Source organism: Nocardioides szechwanensis, from assembly GCF_900103935.1.
Lineage (GTDB): Bacteria > Actinomycetota > Actinomycetes > Propionibacteriales > Nocardioidaceae > Nocardioides > Nocardioides szechwanensis.
Window position 1 is genome coordinate 73,311 of record NZ_FNIC01000011.1, and the last position, 15,229, is coordinate 88,539.

General features: G+C 73.0%; 15 protein-coding genes. 10 read left to right on the forward strand and 5 right to left on the reverse strand.

Features of this window, described 5'->3' with window-relative positions:
* Position 1: 1 nt before the first annotated feature.
* On the reverse strand, positions 2 to 724 hold the full coding sequence (locus BLR90_RS19535; RefSeq protein ID WP_091026905.1) for a TIGR03089 family protein: 723 nt from the start codon (positions 722 to 724) through the stop codon (positions 2 to 4).
* A gap of 50 nt (positions 725 to 774) precedes the next feature.
* Between BLR90_RS19535 and BLR90_RS19540 the strand changes: the two genes are divergently transcribed.
* Positions 775 to 1,854, forward strand: a complete 1,080-nt coding sequence (locus tag BLR90_RS19540; protein ID WP_091026906.1) for a mannose-1-phosphate guanylyltransferase — start codon at positions 775 to 777, stop codon at positions 1,852 to 1,854.
* A 40-nt stretch (positions 1,855 to 1,894) separates the two neighbouring features.
* On the opposite strand, the gene BLR90_RS19545 is transcribed toward BLR90_RS19540, so the two are convergent.
* The 3 genes from BLR90_RS19545 to cofD are packed head-to-tail and all read right to left on the reverse strand — an operon-like array spanning position 1,895 to position 4,667.
* Positions 1,895 to 2,650: a DUF3105 domain-containing protein gene (locus BLR90_RS19545; protein WP_091026907.1), complete on the reverse strand. Its 756-nt coding sequence runs from the start codon at positions 2,648 to 2,650 to the stop codon at positions 1,895 to 1,897.
* A gap of 41 nt (positions 2,651 to 2,691) precedes the next feature.
* Positions 2,692 to 3,657, reverse strand: a complete 966-nt coding sequence (gene cofE, locus BLR90_RS19550; RefSeq protein WP_091026908.1) for a coenzyme F420-0:L-glutamate ligase — start codon at positions 3,655 to 3,657, stop codon at positions 2,692 to 2,694.
* Positions 3,654 to 4,667 (reverse strand): 2-phospho-L-lactate transferase, encoded by a 1,014-nt coding sequence (cofD, locus tag BLR90_RS19555; RefSeq protein ID WP_091026909.1) that lies wholly within the window; start codon positions 4,665 to 4,667, stop codon positions 3,654 to 3,656. The genes cofE and cofD overlap by 4 nt, the downstream gene beginning before the upstream one ends.
* Before the next feature lie 165 nt (positions 4,668 to 4,832).
* Here cofD and BLR90_RS19560 point away from each other — a divergent pair, with 165 nt between their 5' ends.
* The 3 genes from BLR90_RS19560 to BLR90_RS19570 all read left to right on the forward strand — a co-directional run bounded on the left by BLR90_RS19560 (position 4,833) and on the right by BLR90_RS19570 (position 9,410).
* A complete protein-coding gene (locus BLR90_RS19560; RefSeq protein WP_091026910.1) occupies positions 4,833 to 5,087 on the forward strand; it encodes a WhiB family transcriptional regulator in 255 nt (84 codons plus the stop codon).
* Positions 5,088 to 5,169: 82 nt separating this feature from the next.
* Positions 5,170 to 8,040: a glycosyltransferase family 2 protein gene (locus BLR90_RS19565; RefSeq protein ID WP_143016279.1), complete on the forward strand. Its 2,871-nt coding sequence runs from the start codon at positions 5,170 to 5,172 to the stop codon at positions 8,038 to 8,040.
* Entirely contained in the window at positions 8,037 to 9,410 is a 1,374-nt protein-coding gene (locus BLR90_RS19570; RefSeq protein ID WP_091026912.1) for a DUF5719 family protein, read from the forward strand. Before BLR90_RS19565 ends, BLR90_RS19570 begins: the two co-directional genes overlap by 4 nt.
* 80 nt (positions 9,411 to 9,490) lie before the next feature.
* Here BLR90_RS19570 and BLR90_RS19575 read toward each other — a convergent pair whose 3' ends face one another.
* Complete coding sequence (locus BLR90_RS19575; RefSeq protein WP_245715420.1) at positions 9,491 to 9,910, reverse strand: metallopeptidase family protein; 420 nt, start codon at positions 9,908 to 9,910, stop codon at positions 9,491 to 9,493.
* A gap of 50 nt (positions 9,911 to 9,960) precedes the next feature.
* On the opposite strand from BLR90_RS19575, the gene BLR90_RS19580 reads away from it, so the two are divergent.
* The 6 genes from BLR90_RS19580 (at position 9,961) to BLR90_RS19605 (ending at position 15,152) form a co-directional block, all read left to right on the forward strand.
* Complete coding sequence (locus BLR90_RS19580; RefSeq protein ID WP_091026914.1) at positions 9,961 to 10,320, forward strand: DUF3499 domain-containing protein; 360 nt, start codon at positions 9,961 to 9,963, stop codon at positions 10,318 to 10,320.
* Between the two features lie 14 nt (positions 10,321 to 10,334).
* On the forward strand, positions 10,335 to 11,735 hold the full coding sequence (locus tag BLR90_RS19585) for a phosphomannomutase/phosphoglucomutase (RefSeq protein WP_091026915.1): 1,401 nt from the start codon (positions 10,335 to 10,337) through the stop codon (positions 11,733 to 11,735).
* The gene (locus BLR90_RS19590; protein ID WP_245715421.1) at positions 11,732 to 11,938 is read left to right on the forward strand and encodes a Trm112 family protein; all 207 of its coding nucleotides are present in this window, start codon (positions 11,732 to 11,734) and stop codon (positions 11,936 to 11,938) included. The genes BLR90_RS19585 and BLR90_RS19590 overlap by 4 nt, the downstream gene beginning before the upstream one ends.
* 5 nt (positions 11,939 to 11,943) lie before the next feature.
* The gene (locus BLR90_RS19595) at positions 11,944 to 12,972 is read left to right on the forward strand and encodes an SIS domain-containing protein (protein ID WP_091026916.1); all 1,029 of its coding nucleotides are present in this window, start codon (positions 11,944 to 11,946) and stop codon (positions 12,970 to 12,972) included.
* 14 nt (positions 12,973 to 12,986) lie between these two features.
* On the forward strand, positions 12,987 to 14,114 hold the full coding sequence (locus BLR90_RS19600; RefSeq protein ID WP_091026917.1) for an acyltransferase family protein: 1,128 nt from the start codon (positions 12,987 to 12,989) through the stop codon (positions 14,112 to 14,114).
* A 63-nt stretch (positions 14,115 to 14,177) separates the two neighbouring features.
* Positions 14,178 to 15,152 (forward strand): DUF808 domain-containing protein, encoded by a 975-nt coding sequence (locus tag BLR90_RS19605; protein WP_091026918.1) that lies wholly within the window; start codon positions 14,178 to 14,180, stop codon positions 15,150 to 15,152.
* Positions 15,153 to 15,229 lie beyond the last annotated feature (77 nt).

Here is a 15,229-nt window from a genome sequence, read left to right on the forward strand (position 1 = left end):
CTCAGGCAGGGAAGCGAGCGGTCGCGCGCTCGGTGGCGTACGTCGCCTCGAGACGCTCCCGTTCGGCGTGGGTGACCAGGATCAGCGAGCCGCTCTTCTCGAGCGGTTGCGCGAAGGTGGCGATCCCCGGTGGGGAAGCCGGGTTCGCCACCGACAGGAGGCGGCCGCCGCTCGGGACGAGAGTCCCAGCGGCGGCCGCGCTCCACAGCTCCTGCTGGCTCACCGCGACCCCGCCGAACGCGGTGGCGACGTCGTCGGGCGTGGTGGGGTCCCAGGGGATGAACGAGTCGGGCTGCGACCAGATCTCGACGCCCACGTCGTGCACTCCGGGCGGCACCGGCTCGGCGAACCGGACGCCCATCGGCAGCAGCGAGCAGGCGAGGACCGGGAGGTCGTCGGCCCGGGCCGCCCACCGGTGCAGCTCGTCCGGCCCGCAGACCACGACGTCGGGGTCGTCGGCGTCGGTGACGGCGAGGCCGGCGGTCCAGGCAGCCCCGAGGAACACCGGGCCCAGCCAGTGCGCCGGCAGGTCCAGCCGCAGGGTGTCGCCACGCTCGAGGTCGAGCTCCTCGACGAGCAGGGAGGCGGCCTTCGCCACCCAGTTGGCGTACGTCGTGACGGAGAGCTCGACGCGCTCGCCGGTCGCGTCGTCGTAGAACGTCACCAGCGGCTGGCCGGGGTCGTCCCGGAGGCGGGCGGACAGGACGGCTGCGAAGGTGGTCACATCGCCAGTGTTCCCGAGTGGGGTTCGCCTTCCGGCCCTAGGCTCCGTGCATGACTGCCATCGAGCACTTCTGGGCGGTGATCCCGGCCGGTGGCGCGGGCACCCGCCTGTGGCCCCTGTCCCGCTCCGCGTCGCCGAAGTTCCTGCGCGACCTCACCGGCGGCGGTCGCTCCCTGCTCCAGGGCACCTACGACCGGCTGGCTCCGCTGGTCGAGGACCGGGTCGTGGTCGTTACCGGCCGCGCGCACCGCGACGCGGTGGCCGCGCAGCTTCCCGAGCTCGGTGCGGAGTCGATCCTGGTCGAGCCGTCGGCCCGCGACTCGATGGCCGCGATCGGACTGGCCGCCGCGCTGCTCGAACGGGCCGACCCCGACGGCGTGATGGGCTCCTTCGCCGCCGACCACGTCATCTCCGACGAGGGCGCCTTCGGCGAGTGCGTGCGTACGGCGGTCGAGGTCGCCCGCGACGGGTGGCTGGTGACCCTGGGCATCGAGCCGACGTTCCCCTCGTCCGCCTTCGGCTACGTCCACCTCGGCGAGCCCCTGGACGGCCACGCGGGTGTCTGCGCGGTGCGGGAGTTCGTGGAGAAGCCGTCGGTCTCGGTGGCTCAGGAGTACCTCGCCACGGGACGCTTCCGCTGGAACGCCGGGATGTTCGTGGTCCGGCCGACGGTGCTGCTGGACCTGCTGGCCGAGGTCGACCCCGACTTCGCGGCGGGCCTGCGCGAGATCGCCGCCGACGGCGGCCGGCTCGAGGCGCTGTGGCCCACGCTGCCCAAGATCGCCCTCGACCACGCGGTGGCCGAGCCGGCGGCCGCCGCCGGCCGGGTCGTGACCGTGCCGGCGTCGTTCGGCTGGGACGACATCGGCGACTTCGACTCGCTGGCCACCCTTCTCGAGAGCGACGAGACCACCGAGACCACCGTCCTCGGAGACTCCTCCCTGGTCCATGCGCTCCAGTCGACCGGCCTGGTCGTCCCCGCCGGCGACCGCCTGGTCGCCCTGATCGGCCTCGACGACGTGGTCGTCGTCGATACCCCCGACGTACTGCTCGTGACCAGCCGGGCCCGGGCCCAGGACGTCAAGCACATCGTGGCCGCGCTGCGGGAGAGCCGCGTCGAGCTGACCTGACGCTGTCCGGGCGCGTGAGGACCTGCGCGACGGGCCGCGACTACATCGCGTCGGGCTCGGGGGAGTCCAGGTAGGGGTAGTCGATCATGAACTCCTCGAGCGCCTCGCCGCTGAACTCGGAGCAGTACTGCCAGACACCCTCGGCCTTCTCGGGGTCGGTCTCGCCCTCGCCGCCGGCCGACCAGTGGGTGTAGGCGATGTGCTGACCGTCGGGGAACTCGGCGCCGTCGGCGTCGTCGGAGGTCCACGGTGCCGCGATGAACTTGTAGCGGTAGTTGTCGGTTCCGGGGAACTTCTTGGCCACGGCCTGGAGCTCGGTGACGGCGTCCTCGTCGTCGGCGATGGTCTCGTCGTACCAGACGATCGTGTAGCCGTGCTCGAGGTTGTGGACCAGCGACTCGAGCTCGGGGCGCTCGTCGGCGAAGTAGAACTTGTCGTCCATCGGCGCCGGGGCGACGTTGAGCTCGTTCCAGTGGGGACCGAAGGCGGGCGGCGCGTCGTCGTAGACGACCGGGGTGCCGGTGGGGATGTGGTCGTTGGAGCCCTCAGCGGGCTTGGTCTCGACCTTGCCGCAGGCCGACGCCGGGGCGCCGATGCTCTCCAGGTCGAGGTCCTCGAAGCCGCGCAGGTCGATCCAGTTCATCACGGGCCGGTAGGCGGCGGCGCCGACGATGAGCAGCGCGACCACCACGCAGACGCCGACGATCATGTAGCCGCGGCGCTTGTCGGCGCCCTTCTGCTTCTTGCGGATGTCGTCGATGACCTTCTGGCGGTCGGACTTGGCTTGCTTGGCCACGGTTAGGAGTACCTCGGTTCGGGGTGCGGGTCGCGGAGAGTCTACGGAGTGGCCGGTCGCAGCCGCAGGCGGTCGGTCGCGGCGGACGCGTCGAGCACCCAGCCGTGGGCGAAGGCGAGCACCGCCAGGACCTCCGCGGAGGGCCCCGCGGTCACCACCACCCCGCCGTCGTACGGCGTGCCCTCGGCGCCGGCGGCGCGCAGGGCGGCCAGCATCTCGTCGTCGGGAGCGGGGCTGCCGAACACCCGTCGGTCGGCCGGGTCGCCGGCCACGGCGCGCAGGACGGCCTCGCGGGCACCGAAGCCGAACAGGTCGGCCCCCTCGGGCCGCACCAGTGCGCGCGCACCCGGACCGTCATCGTCCGGGGCCAGCACGAGGTCGGAGCGGCCGCGGACCACGGCGACGGGACGGCCGCCGAGCTTGCCCTGCGCCAGCTCGGCGAGGCCGGCGATCTCGTCGGCCACGGCGGGCGCGGTCACCGCGAGCTCGTTGCCGTGGTCGTCGACCCGGCCGGCGTAGTCCTCGGCCACGAGCAGCCCGGCCGCGCCGATCGCGATGTCGGTCTGGCCCTCGCGCCAGGCCCGGCCGGCGGTGTCGGTGACGACGACGCCGACGTTGCGGCCGGTGAGCCGGCGCAGGCCTTCGCGCAGGCCGCGTGCCGACGCGTCGGGGTCGCGGGGGAGTAGGACCACGGAGCCCTGCTCGACGTTGGACGCGTCGATGCCCGCGGCGGCGAGGACCAGTCCGTGGTGGGTGCGCACGATGGTGGTCGGCCCGCGGCGCGCGACCACCCGGTCCGTCTCGCCGGCGAGCGCCTCGTCCCGGGTGCCCTGGACGACGCGGCCCTCGGACTTGCTGACGACCTTGCTGGTGACGACCACGACGTCCCCGTCGGCCAGGCCTTCGGCCAGGCCCTCCAGCGCGCCGGCGACCAGGGCCGCGAGGTCGTCGCCGGGGCGCACCTCCGGCAGCCCGTCCGGCGCGGTGACGGAGACGGTGCCGGTCATCGCACGAGCTCGATGGCGGCTGCGGCCATCGCGGCGGTGGCGTCGTGGTCGCTCATCATCAGGGGCACGGCGCGGCACGCGAGGCCGCTCTCGGTCACCCGGGCGACCTGGTCGGCGTCACGCTCGTCGACCAGCCAGCCGTCGAGGATGCCGCCGTCGGAGCGGGAGCCGTAGTGGAGGCCGACGCCGGCGGCGCTGACCTCGACGCCGATGGCGGTCAGCAGCTGCTCGGCCATGCCACGCACGTGGGTGCCGCCGACGATGGGGGACAGGCCGACGACGGGCGCCTTCGTGGCGACCAGCGCCTCGCGTACCCGGGGGACACCGACGATGGTGCCGACGGAGACCACCGGGTTGGACGGCGGCAGCAGGATCAGGTCGGCGTCGGTGATCGCGTCGATCACGCCGGGGCCGGGAGTGGCGTCGTCGAGCCCCACGAACAGCACGGCCTCGGCCGGGACCGAGGCCCGCAGCTTGATCCAGTACTCCTGGAAGTGCACGACCCGGCGCCCGCTCGGCGTCTCGGGGTCGGCGATCGCGATGTGGGTCTCGACGCGGTCGTCGGTCATCGGGAGCAGGGTCACACCCTGCCCGAAGACAGGGGCGAGCCAGCGGCGGCAGAGCGCCTCGGTGACCGCGGAGAGCGGGTAGCCGGCGTCGAGCATCTGGGTGCGCACCAGGTGCGTCGCGACGTCGCGGTCGCCGAGGCCGAACCAGGTCGGCTCGACGCCGTACTCGGCCAGCTCGGTCTTGACGCTCCACGTCTCCTCGCGCCGGCCCCAGCCGCGCTCGAGGTCGATGCCGTCGCCCAGCGTGTACATCACGGTGTCCAGGTCGGGGCACACCTTGAGGCCGTGCACCCAGATGTCGTCGGCGGTGTTGGCGACCACCGTCACCTGGGCGTCGGAGGCGACGCCGGGTAGCGTTCCGGCGGCGATGCCGTGCATGAGGCCCTGCAGGAACCGGGCTCCGCCCATGCCGCCGGACAGGACCGTGATCTGCTGCACCATGGCGGATACCTTGCCGCACGGCTGCGGTTCCGTGTCGACGCGGGGCAGAACTGTTGCCTCCCGGACGGCCCCCTTAGCAGATCGGGGCTTGACTTCCGGTGTACGACAGGCATGTAATTCCCACAGTGTTGTTCGGGGTGTTGCTGGGTCGAAAGGGTGTAAACCGTGAGAGAACTGTTTCTTCTCGAACCGGATGCCGAGGATGCGGGTTGGCAAGACCGCGCGCTGTGCGCGCAGACCGATCCTGAGGCGTTCTTCCCCGAGAAGGGTGGGTCGACGAGAGAGGCCAAGAAGGTCTGTCTCACCTGTGAGGTCCGAGACGACTGTCTCGAGGCCGCGTTGTTCAATGACGAGCGTTTCGGCATCTGGGGTGGTCTCTCCGAGAGGGAGCGCCGCAAGCTGAAGAAGCGCGCAGTCTGACGCACGAAGGATCACCCCGGCCCCCGTGGCCGGGGTTCCTTCATTTTCGCCCCTTCTGAGGGCGCGGCTAGTGTGGCCGACCGTGTCCGGGACCTCTGTAGCTGCGCTGCTCGTCAGCCACGACGGCGCGCGCTGGCTGCCCACCGTGCTCGAGGGGCTGGCCGCCCAGACCCGCCCCGTCGACCACGCCGTCGCCGTCGACACCGCCAGCAAGGACGCGAGCGCCGACCTCCTGGACCAGGCGCTCACCCCGACCGGCGGCGCCGTCCTCCGGGCCCCGGGCACCACGCACTTCCCGGCCGCGGTCGAGCTCGGCCTCGAGCACCTGCGCGCCGCGGGCGAGCCGGTCGAGTGGGTGTGGATCCTCCACGACGACGCGAACCCCGCGCCCGGCGCGCTCGCCGCCCTCCTCGCCGCCGCCGTCGACCACCCCGAGGCCGACGTGCTCGGCCCGACGCTGCGCGAGTGGCCATCGCTGCGCCGCCTGCTCGAGGTGGGCGTCACCATCTCCGGGACCGGCCGGCGCGAGACCGGACTCGAGCGGGGCGAGTACGACCAGGGCCAGCACGACGCCGTACGCCGGGTGCTCGCCGTCAACACGGCCGGCATGCTCGTGCGCCGCACCGTGCTCGAGGAGCTGGGGGGCTTCGACGACCAGCTGCCGATCTTCGGCAACGACATCGACTTCGGGTGGCGCGCCGCCGCGGCCGGCCACACCACGCTGGTGGTCCCGCAGGCCGTGGTGTTCCACGCCGAGGCCGCCCACCGCGGGATCCGCCGTACGCCGCTCACGGGGCGGCACACGCACTACCAGGAGCGCCGGGCCGCGCTCTACACGCTGCTGGTCAACACCCGCGCCCGCTTCCTGCCGTTCCAGTGGGTGCGGCTGCTGTTCGGGACGCTGCTGCGGATGATCGGGTTCCTGCTGGTCCGCTCGGTCGGGGAGGCGCTCGACGACCTCGCCGCACTGTTGTCGCTCTACTCCAGCCCGCGCGAGATCCTCGCCGCGCGGCGCGAGCGTCAGGGGCGCCAGGTCGCCGACCCTGCTGAGGTGCGGGCGCTGCTCGCCCCCACCTGGCTGCCCTACCGGCACGGCCTCGACTTCGTCAGCGACCTTGCCGCGGCCGCGACCAACCAGGCCGCCGACGTCGCCGAGCGACGCCGTGCGGCGGCCATCGAGCGCGACCCGTCGTCGCTGGCCGCCCGCCGACCCGTCGCCGATGACGACGACGAGAGCTTCGAGGACACCGGCGTCGTCGCCCGGTTCCTGACCAGCCCGATCGCGGTCCTGCTCGCGCTGTTCGTCGTGGCCGCGCTGATCGGCGCGCGCGACGCCTTCGGCTCCGTCGTCGGCGGCGGGCTGTCGCCGGTGCCCGCCTCGGCCGGCGCCTGGTGGAGCCTGCACCTCGACACCTGGCACGCCCTCGGCCAGGGCACCGCCGTGCCCGCCCCGGCGTACCTCCTGCCCCTGGCGCTGCTCGCCTCGTTGCTCGGCACCAGCCTCACGATCTCCGCGCTCCTCGTGCTCGCGGTTCCCGCGGGAGCCTGGGGCGCCTGGCGGTTCCTGCGGGTCACCGGCCGTCTGGTCTCCACGCGGGGCGCATCGCGCTGGGTGCTGCTGTGGGGCGCCACCACCTATGCGCTGGTGCCCGTGGCGAGCGGGGCCTGGGGTGACGGACGCCTCGGCCCGGTCGTCACCGCCGTGCTGCTGCCCTGGCTCGCCCACGCCGCCCTCGGCTTCGCCGACCCGTCGGCCGACCGCCGGTGGCGCGCCGGCTGGCGCACCGCGCTGCTGCTCGCCCTGACCACTGCTTTCGCCCCGGTGGCGTGGCTGTTCGGGCTGAGCGTCGGCCTCGTCGTGGTCGCCGCCGCGTTCGCGATCGTGCCCAGCGCCATGCGCGACCGCTCCACCTGGGGACCTCCCGCCGCGGCGGTCTTCACGGTGCCCGTGCTGCTCGCCCCCTGGTGGCTCCCGTCGGTCATCCACGGCGCGAGCGAGGGTCTGCTGCTCGACATCGGTCGGCTGCCGGCCCCCGCGTCCGACGCCCTCGACCTGCTCACCGGCCGGCTCGGCGACCTGGGCGCCCCGTGGTGGCTCGGGATGATCGTGCTCGTCGCGGCCGTCCTCGCGCTGGTGCCGCGCGCCACCCGGATCCCGGTCCTGGTCTGCTGGGTCGTCGCCCTGGTGGCCGGGGTCCTCGCCGCCGCACTCGGCAACGTGACCGTGACCCTCGACGCGACCGAGACCACGCTCGGGGTCGGCTTCCTGCTCGTGGTCCTCCAGGGTGCCTTCGTCACGGCCGCGACCCTCGGTGGCCAGGGACTGGCCGCAGCCGTGTCCGGCGGCTCGCGGGCCCGTCCGCTGGTCGCCGCGGTCGCCGTCGCCGCTGCCGTCGTACCGCTCGGCGGGATCGTGTGGTTCGGGATCGGCGGCCACGACGAGCTCACCGACACCGAGGACGCCGACATCCCCGCCTACATGGTCCAGAGCGCCGTCACCGGCCAGGAGCACGGCATCCTCGTCGTGCGCGGCTCGGTCGCCGACGGGCTCACCTACACCGTGCGCCGCGGTGACGGCGTGACCCTCGGTGAGGACGAGGTCCTCACCCTCGCGACCGCCGACCCGGCCTTCACCGAGGTCGTGCGCACGCTCCTGTCGCGTCCGACCACGGGGGTCGTCGACGCCCTGGCCGAGTCGGGCATCGAGTACGTCGTGCTGCCGGCGCCGGCCGACGGGGCCGTCTTGGCGGCGCTGGACGCGACGGGTGGGCTCCAGCAGGCCAGCGCCGAGGAGCGCACGACCCGGGCCTGGCAGGTCGACCGGCCGCTGGCCACCGACGCCGTCGACGGGCCTCGCTCGTGGCTCCGCGTCGGGCTGCTCGTCCTCCAGGCGGTGGCGATCGTCGTCGTCGCGGTGCTCTGTGCCCCCACGGCCCGCAGGAGGCGGCGATGAGCCACACCACCCCGGCCGCCGGCCGGTCGCGCAACCGCCGCCGGCTCGACGTCACGACCGTCCTGTCCGTCGTCCTGCCGCTGTTCACCGTCGCCGCGCTGGCGCTGGTGCGACCCGACGTACCCACCCCCGACGCGACCCCGCCCGAGGAGACCGCGCTGACCCGCTCGGTCGTGATCTGCCCCAGCGGTGCGCCCGAAGCTGCGCTCGCCACGAGCAACGGCGCCGGAGGAGGCGTCGACTACCTGCTGGGTGACCAGGACGGCTCCGCGGAGGTCACGGCCACCGGCGTCACGACCGTCACCGGCGGCAAGGGCCCGCTGGTCGTCCGGGCCGAGGGCGAGCTGGCACCCGGACTGGTCGCTGGTCGTTTCGAGTCCCCGCTGGCCTCCGCCGAGTGCCGCGCCCCGGCGCCCGACCAGTGGTTCACCGGGCTCGGCTCCGGCGCCCGGCACACCTCGGTGCTCGAGCTGGTCAACCCCGACGCCGGGCCGGCCGTGGTCGACGCCACCCTCTACGGCGTCTCCGGCGTCGTCGACGCCCCCGAGCTGCGCGGCGTCGCGGTGCCCGGCCGCGGTGCCGTCCGTCTCTCGCTGGCCGAGCTGGTGCCGCGCCGCGACGAGCTCGCCCTGCACGTCACGACCTCACGCGGTCGTGTCACGGCCAGCCTGCGCGACCGCTACCAGCAGCTCGGCACCGGCGGCGCGGCCGAGGACTGGCTGCGCCCCCAGGACGCGCCTGCCACCAGCAACCTGCTCCTCGGCATGGCACCCGGCGCCGGGCTGCGCACCCTCGTGCTGCTCAACCCCGGGACCGACGAGACCCGGGCCACCGTGCGCGTCGTGTCCGATCGCTCCGTCTTCAGCCCCGCCGGCCTCGAGGAGGTCGTGCTGCCGCCGCAGAGCGTCACCCGGGTGTCGCTGACCGAGCTGATGCGTGGCGCCGCCGGCGACGGAGCGCTCGGGCTGCTCGTCGACTCCCCGGCCCCGATCACCGCGACCGTGCGCACCTACGCCGGCGGCGACCTCTCCCACGCGGTGCCGGGCGCGCCGATCGCCCAGCCGACCACGGTGCTCGCCCCCACCGGCGACAAGCAGGTCGTCCTGGCCGGAGCCACCCAGGCCGGGACCGTGACCGTGACGGCGCGTACGGCGGACGGCGAGGTCGTCGCCGACGAACGGATCGAGGTGGTCGCCGGTCGCGGCTACGTCGTCGACGTACCGAGGCGCGCGGTCCTGCTCACGGTGACCCCGCGGCGTACCGACGTCATCGGGTCGGTGGTCGTCGCCGACGACGACGGTGCCGCCGTGATCCGGCTGCGCGAGCAGGTCACCAGCGGCCTGATCGGCTCCGTCCGACCCGGTCTGTGAAAAGACTTCGTCTTTCCATTGGGAGTACTCGCTACGCTCGTATGTCCCGGCCCTAACGGACTCCCGAGGGAGTGACGAAGTCACTCCCCGTAGCGCGGGTCGACCTCGTCGGCCTCGATGCCGAGCAGCTCGGCCACCTGCTCCACGACCACCGTGAGCACCATCGCCTCCAGGTCGGAGCGGGTCTCGCAGCGGTGCTCGATCGGGCGGCGGAACAGCACCAGCCGGGTGGCCTGGGTGCCGGTGCCGCGCACCAGCGACGACAGGGGCACGTTGCCGCTCCAGTCGTCGGGGATCAGCGGCGTGTCCTCGACGGCGTACTCCACGAGGCCCAGACGGTCGGACCAGCGCTCGTCGATGTCGGTGACGATGCCGAGCACCAGTGCGTCGAAGCGCTCGCGCTGGGTACGCCGCTCGGGCTTGCCGGGCCGGCGCGGGGTCACCGCGGGGCCGCGCATGCCCCGGCCGCGGCGATCTCGGGTGCGGTGCCTGTCCTCCACAGCCGCGAGCCTAAACGGGTGGGGGCCCGCACGCGGGTACCGTCACCGTCGTGAGCCTCGCCCGTCGCTGTTCGCGGACCCCTTGTGGGCGCCCCGCGGTCAACACCCTGACGTATGTCTACGCCGAGTCGACGGCCGTCCTCGGCCCGCTCGCGACGTTCGCCGAGCCCCACGCCTACGACCTGTGCGCCATCCACAGCGAGCGCCTCTCGGCCCCCCGCGGCTGGGAGGTCATCCGGCTCGCCTGCGACCCCGTCGACGCCGGTCCCTCGGGCGACGACCTGCTGGCGCTGGCCGACGCCGTGCGCGAGGCCGCCCGACCGGTGCCGGTCGCCCGCGTAGCACCCACCGACGAGACCGGCCACGAGTCGTCGCGACGTGGCCACCTGCGAGTGCTGACCTCCGACTGACTAAGGTCTGCCGCATGGCCGACACCACTGCTGGCACCTCTGCTGGCACGCTCGATCCCGCCAACGTGCACGCGATCTTCAAGGCCTACGACGTCCGCGGGACCGTGCCCGACCAGATCGACGAGGAGCTCGCCCGGGCCACCGGCCGGGCCTACGTCCAGGTCGTCGGTACGACGCAGGTCGTGGTCGGTCACGACATGCGGCCTAGCTCCCCGGGCATGGCCGCCGCGTTCGCCGACGGCGCCACCCAGGCCGGTGCCGACGTCGTGATGATCGGGCTGGCGTCGACCGACCAGCTCTACTTCGCGTCGGGCCACCTCGACCTGCCGGGCGCCATGTTCACCGCGAGCCACAACCCGGCCCAGTACAACGGCATCAAGCTGTGCCGCACCGGCGCGCGGCCGATCGGTGCCGACACCGGGCTCGCCGAGATCCGCGACCTCGTCGTCTCGGGCGACTTCGCCCCGGCCGCGCGCACCGGCTCGGTGAGCGAGACCAACGTACTCCAGGCCTATGCGGCTCACCTGCTCTCGCTCGCCCCGGTCGCGGGCCGCACGCTCAAGGTCGTCGCCGACGCCGGCAACGGGATGGCCGGCCACACCGCGCCGGCCGTCTTCGGGCTGCTCGGCGCCGACCGGGTCGAGCTGGTCCCGATGTACTTCGAGCTCGACGGGTCGTTCCCCAACCACGAGGCCAACCCGATCGAGGACGAGAACCTGGCCGACCTCAAGGCCAAGGTCCTCGAGACCGGCGCCGACATCGGGCTGGCCTTCGACGGCGACGCCGACCGCTGCTTCCTGGTCGACGAGAACGGCCGCTCGGTCTCGCCCTCGACGCTGACCGCGCTGATCGCGGCGCGCGAGCTGGCCAAGGAGCCGGGCTCGACGATCATCCACAACCTGATCACCAGCCGGGCCGTGCCCGAGATCGTCCGCGAGCTCGGCGGCAACCCGGTCCGCACCCGGGTCGGCCACTCCTACATCAAGGCCACGATGGCCGAGACCGACGCGATCTTCGGCGGCGAGCACAGCGGCCACTTCTACTTCCGTGACTTCTGGCGCGCCGACTCCGGCATGCTCGCCGCGCTCCACGCGCTGGCGGCGCTGGCCGGCACCGACCAGACGCTGTCGCAGCTGATGGCGCAGTACGAGCGCTACCCGGTCAGCGGCGAGATCAACTCCGAGGTGGCCGACCAGGCCGGCGTCGTCGACGCGCTCGAGGCGCAGTACGGCGGCCAGGACGGGGTGACCACCGACCGGCTCGACGGGCTGTCGGTGAGCCACGCCGACTGGAGCTTCAACGTGCGACCCTCCAACACCGAGCCGCTGCTGCGGCTCAACGCCGAGGGCAAGGACGAGGCCACCATGGTGCGCCTGCGCGACGAGGTCCTCGCCCGCATCAGGAGCACCCGATGAACGCGAACGAGAAGGAGTCGAAGATGGACCTGGATCCCACCCTGCTGGAGATCATCGTCTGTCCGGCCTGCCACACCGACCTCGAGCTGGTCGGCGACGACACTGACAGCCCCGAGCTCGTGTGCCAGGGCTGTGGGTTGGCCTACCCGATCCGCGACAACATCCCCGTGATGCTCGTCGACGAAGCCCGCAAGCCGGGCTGAGCGTCGTGTCCTGGTTCGACGAGTCCCGGCTCGACGACGAGTTGGCGCTCGGCGCTGCCGACCTGCGGCTGCGCACGCTGGCCGAGTCGGGCGCGCGGGTACGCCGGGAGGCGGGCGACGCCGACCAGGCGATCGCCGAGGTCGTCGCCCGCAGCCAGGAGCAGGCGCGGCCCCGTGCCGTGATCGCCGCCGGCCCCGACTCCCGGCTGCTGCGCGCCGTCCTCGAGCCGTGGTGCCCGGTGCCGTTCGTGGCGTGGCCGGGACAGGCCCTCCCGGGTTGGGCCGGCAGCCTCGACCTGGTCGTCGTACTCGCTCCCGACGGTGGTGACACCGGCACCGCCTCCGCCGTGGCCGAGGCCGTACGCCGGGGCTGCCAGGTCGTCGCTGCCTGCCCGCCGGGCTCGATCGTGGCCGAGCACGCCGCGGGCCGGTGGAGCACGATCCTGCCGACGACCACCAGCGACCAGCTCGCGACCGCGGTCGTGATGCTGACCTACCTGCACCAGATCGGTCTGGGCCCCAGCGCCCCGCCCGAGGAGGTCGCCGAGTCGCTCGACGCGGTGGCCACGGCCTGCTCCCCGCACCGCGACCTCGCGGTCAACCCGGCCAAGATGCTGGCGATCGCGCTCGCCGACGCCAACCCGCTCGTGTGGGGCGGCTCGGTGCTGGCCGCGCGCGCGGCCCGGCGGGTGGCGGAGTCGATCCGCCGCGCCAGCGGCCGGACCGCGCTGGCCGGCGACGCCGAGCACCTGTTGCCCGTGATCGAGGCGGCGCGACCGCGCGACGTCTTCGACGACCCGTTCTCCGACGACGGCGGCGAGCTGCGGCCGATGCTGCTGGTGCTCGACGACGGCGCCGACGACATCGTCCTCCGGGAGCACCGCGGCCGGCTCCGGGCCGCCGCCGACCAGCGGGGCGTGCGCGTCGAGACGGTGTCGAGCGAGGCCGGCTGCGAGGTGGCGCGCTACGCGTCGCTGCTGCTCAGCGGGACCTATGCCTCCGAGTACCTCCGCCTCGGCCTGATCGAGGGGTAGGGGAGGCACGCCCCATGGCGACTCGGGACGCCTGGTTCGACAACGCAAAGATGACCCTCGTGACCTTGGTGGTCGTGGGGCACGCCTGGACCCTGCTGCCGAACCAGCCGGTGGTCGACCACCTCTACGACTTCCTCTACCTGTGGCACGTGCCGGCGTTCGTGTTCGTCACCGGCTACCTCTCGCGCTCCTTCGAGTGGACCTCCACCCGCCTGTGGCAGCTGGTCCGCACGGTGGCGGTGCCCTACGTGATCTTCGAGTGCGCGATCGCGCTCTTCCGGGTCTACGTCGGCGGTGAGGAGATGGCAGACCTCTTCCTCGACCCGCACTGGCCGCTCTGGTACCTCTCCGCGCTGTTCTTCTGGCGCCTGGTCACCCCGGTCTTCCGTCCGCTCCCAGGGGGCGTCGTCGTGGCCGTGGCGATCAGCCTGGGTGCCGGGCTATGGGCGGGTGACACGTTCGACATCGCGCGCATCTGCGGGCTTCTTCCGTTCTTCGTGCTCGGGCTCAAGGCCACGCCTGAGCGACTCGAGCTGCTGAGGCGTACGCCGCTCCGGGTCGGTGCGGTCGTCGTGTTCGGCGGCGTGGTCGCGCTCACCTGGGTCACCGAGACCCGGGTGTCGACGGAGTGGCTCTACTACCGCGCCCGCTACGACACGCTTGGCGACTCGGATGTCGAGGCCATCCTCATCCGTGGTGGCCTGCTCGTGGTCGGAGGCGTTGCCGCCATGTCGTTCCTGGCCCTGGTCCCGCGGGTCCCTGGCTGGTTCGCGCGGATGGGCGCGGCCACCCTCGTCGTCTACCTGTTCCACGGCTTCTTCGTCAAGAGCGCGCTCTACGCAGGGTTCCCGGACTGGGCCGAAGACCATCTGGTGGCGGGCCTGTTGTCCACCACTCTTGTCTCCATCGGCCTCTCGCTGCTCCTTGCCTGGCCGCCCGTGGCGGCGCGGCTGGGGGTCCTGGTCGACCCGTTCGGCTACGCGGAGCGTCACGCCCGGCACGCCGTCGACCTGGGGGTCACGGTCGTGGCGCACGAGGACCACGATGCGCCGGTGCTCGACCAGCTCGTCGACCAGCTCGCGGAGGAGCGCCCCGACGGGAGCCCGTTGCCGCCGCCGACCCCCTCGCCACCGGGGACCTGAGCCCACCCGGTGCCTCAGTAGGCTGACCCCCATGACGACCGGAGCCGCCCAGGCGGGGGCACAGTGAGCGGCGGCCTCTTCGCCCTCCTCGACGACGTCGCGGCGATGGCACGACTCGCGGCGGCCTCCGTCGACGACGTCTCGGCCGCGGCCGGCCGGGCCAGCATGAAGGCCGCCGGCGTCGTCGTCGACGACACCGCCGTGACCCCGCAGTACGTCCAGGGCGTCGCCGCCAAGCGCGAGCTGCCCATGATCAAGCGGATCGCGATCGGGTCCATCCGCAACAAGCTGCTGATCATCCTGCCCGCGGCCCTGCTGCTCAGCCAGTTCCTGCCGGGGCTGCTCACGCCGATCCTGATGCTCGGCGGCACGTTCCTCTGCTACGAGGGCGCCGAGAAGGTCTGGGAACGCCTCTCCGGGCACCATCCGGAGGAGCAGCAGACCACCAACTTCGACGCCGACGCCGAGAAGACCATGGTCTCCGGCGCCATCCGCACCGACCTGATCCTGTCGGCCGAGATCATGGTGATCTCGCTCAACGAGGTGGCCGACGAGCCGTTCGTGTCGCGCGCGGTGATCCTGGTCGTCGTCGCCATCCTGATCACCGTCGTCGTGTACGGCATCGTCGCGCTGATCGTGAAGATGGACGACGCCGGTCTCGCGCTGACCCAGCGCAGCTCCGCCGCCGCGCAGCGGTTCGGCCACGGGCTCGTCCGCGCCATGCCCGGGCTGCTCGCCACGATCTCGCTGGTCGGCACGGTCGCGATGCTCTGGGTCGGTGGGCACATCCTGCTCGTCGGCGCCGACGACCTCGGCTGGCATGCGCCGTACTCCTGGGTGCACCACCTCGAGGAGGACGTCCACCACGCGACGGGCGCCTTCGGCTCCACCCTCGGCTGGCTGGTCAACACCTCCCTCTCGGCGGTCGCCGGCGTGCTCGTGGGCGCGGTCGTCGTGGTGGTCATGCACTTCCTGCCCTTCGGCCACGGCAAGGGTCACGACAAGTCCGCGGACGCCTCCGAGCACCAGGCAGGCTGAGCCAGGCTGAGCCGATCCGGCCCTTTACACCCTCACTTCAAGAGACCGCTCAGGGGGGTCGCGAGGATTCTCTGTTC

Excerpts from the sequence above, each read along its gene's own strand:
- BLR90_RS19540 (WP_091026906.1), top strand. The coding sequence starts at position 775 with ATGACTGCCATCGAGCACTTCTGGGCGGTGATCCCGGCCGGTGGCGCG.
- cofE (WP_091026908.1), bottom strand. The coding sequence starts at position 3,657 with ATGACCGGCACCGTCTCCGTCACCGCGCCGGACGGGCTGCCGGAGGTG.
- cofD (WP_091026909.1), bottom strand. The coding sequence starts at position 4,667 with ATGGTGCAGCAGATCACGGTCCTGTCCGGCGGCATGGGCGGAGCCCGG.
- BLR90_RS19570 (WP_091026912.1), top strand. The coding sequence starts at position 8,037 with ATGAGCCACACCACCCCGGCCGCCGGCCGGTCGCGCAACCGCCGCCGG.
- BLR90_RS19585 (WP_091026915.1), top strand. The coding sequence starts at position 10,335 with ATGGCCGACACCACTGCTGGCACCTCTGCTGGCACGCTCGATCCCGCC.
- BLR90_RS19590 (WP_245715421.1), top strand. The coding sequence starts at position 11,732 with ATGAACGCGAACGAGAAGGAGTCGAAGATGGACCTGGATCCCACCCTG.
- BLR90_RS19600 (WP_091026917.1), top strand. The coding sequence starts at position 12,987 with ATGGCGACTCGGGACGCCTGGTTCGACAACGCAAAGATGACCCTCGTG.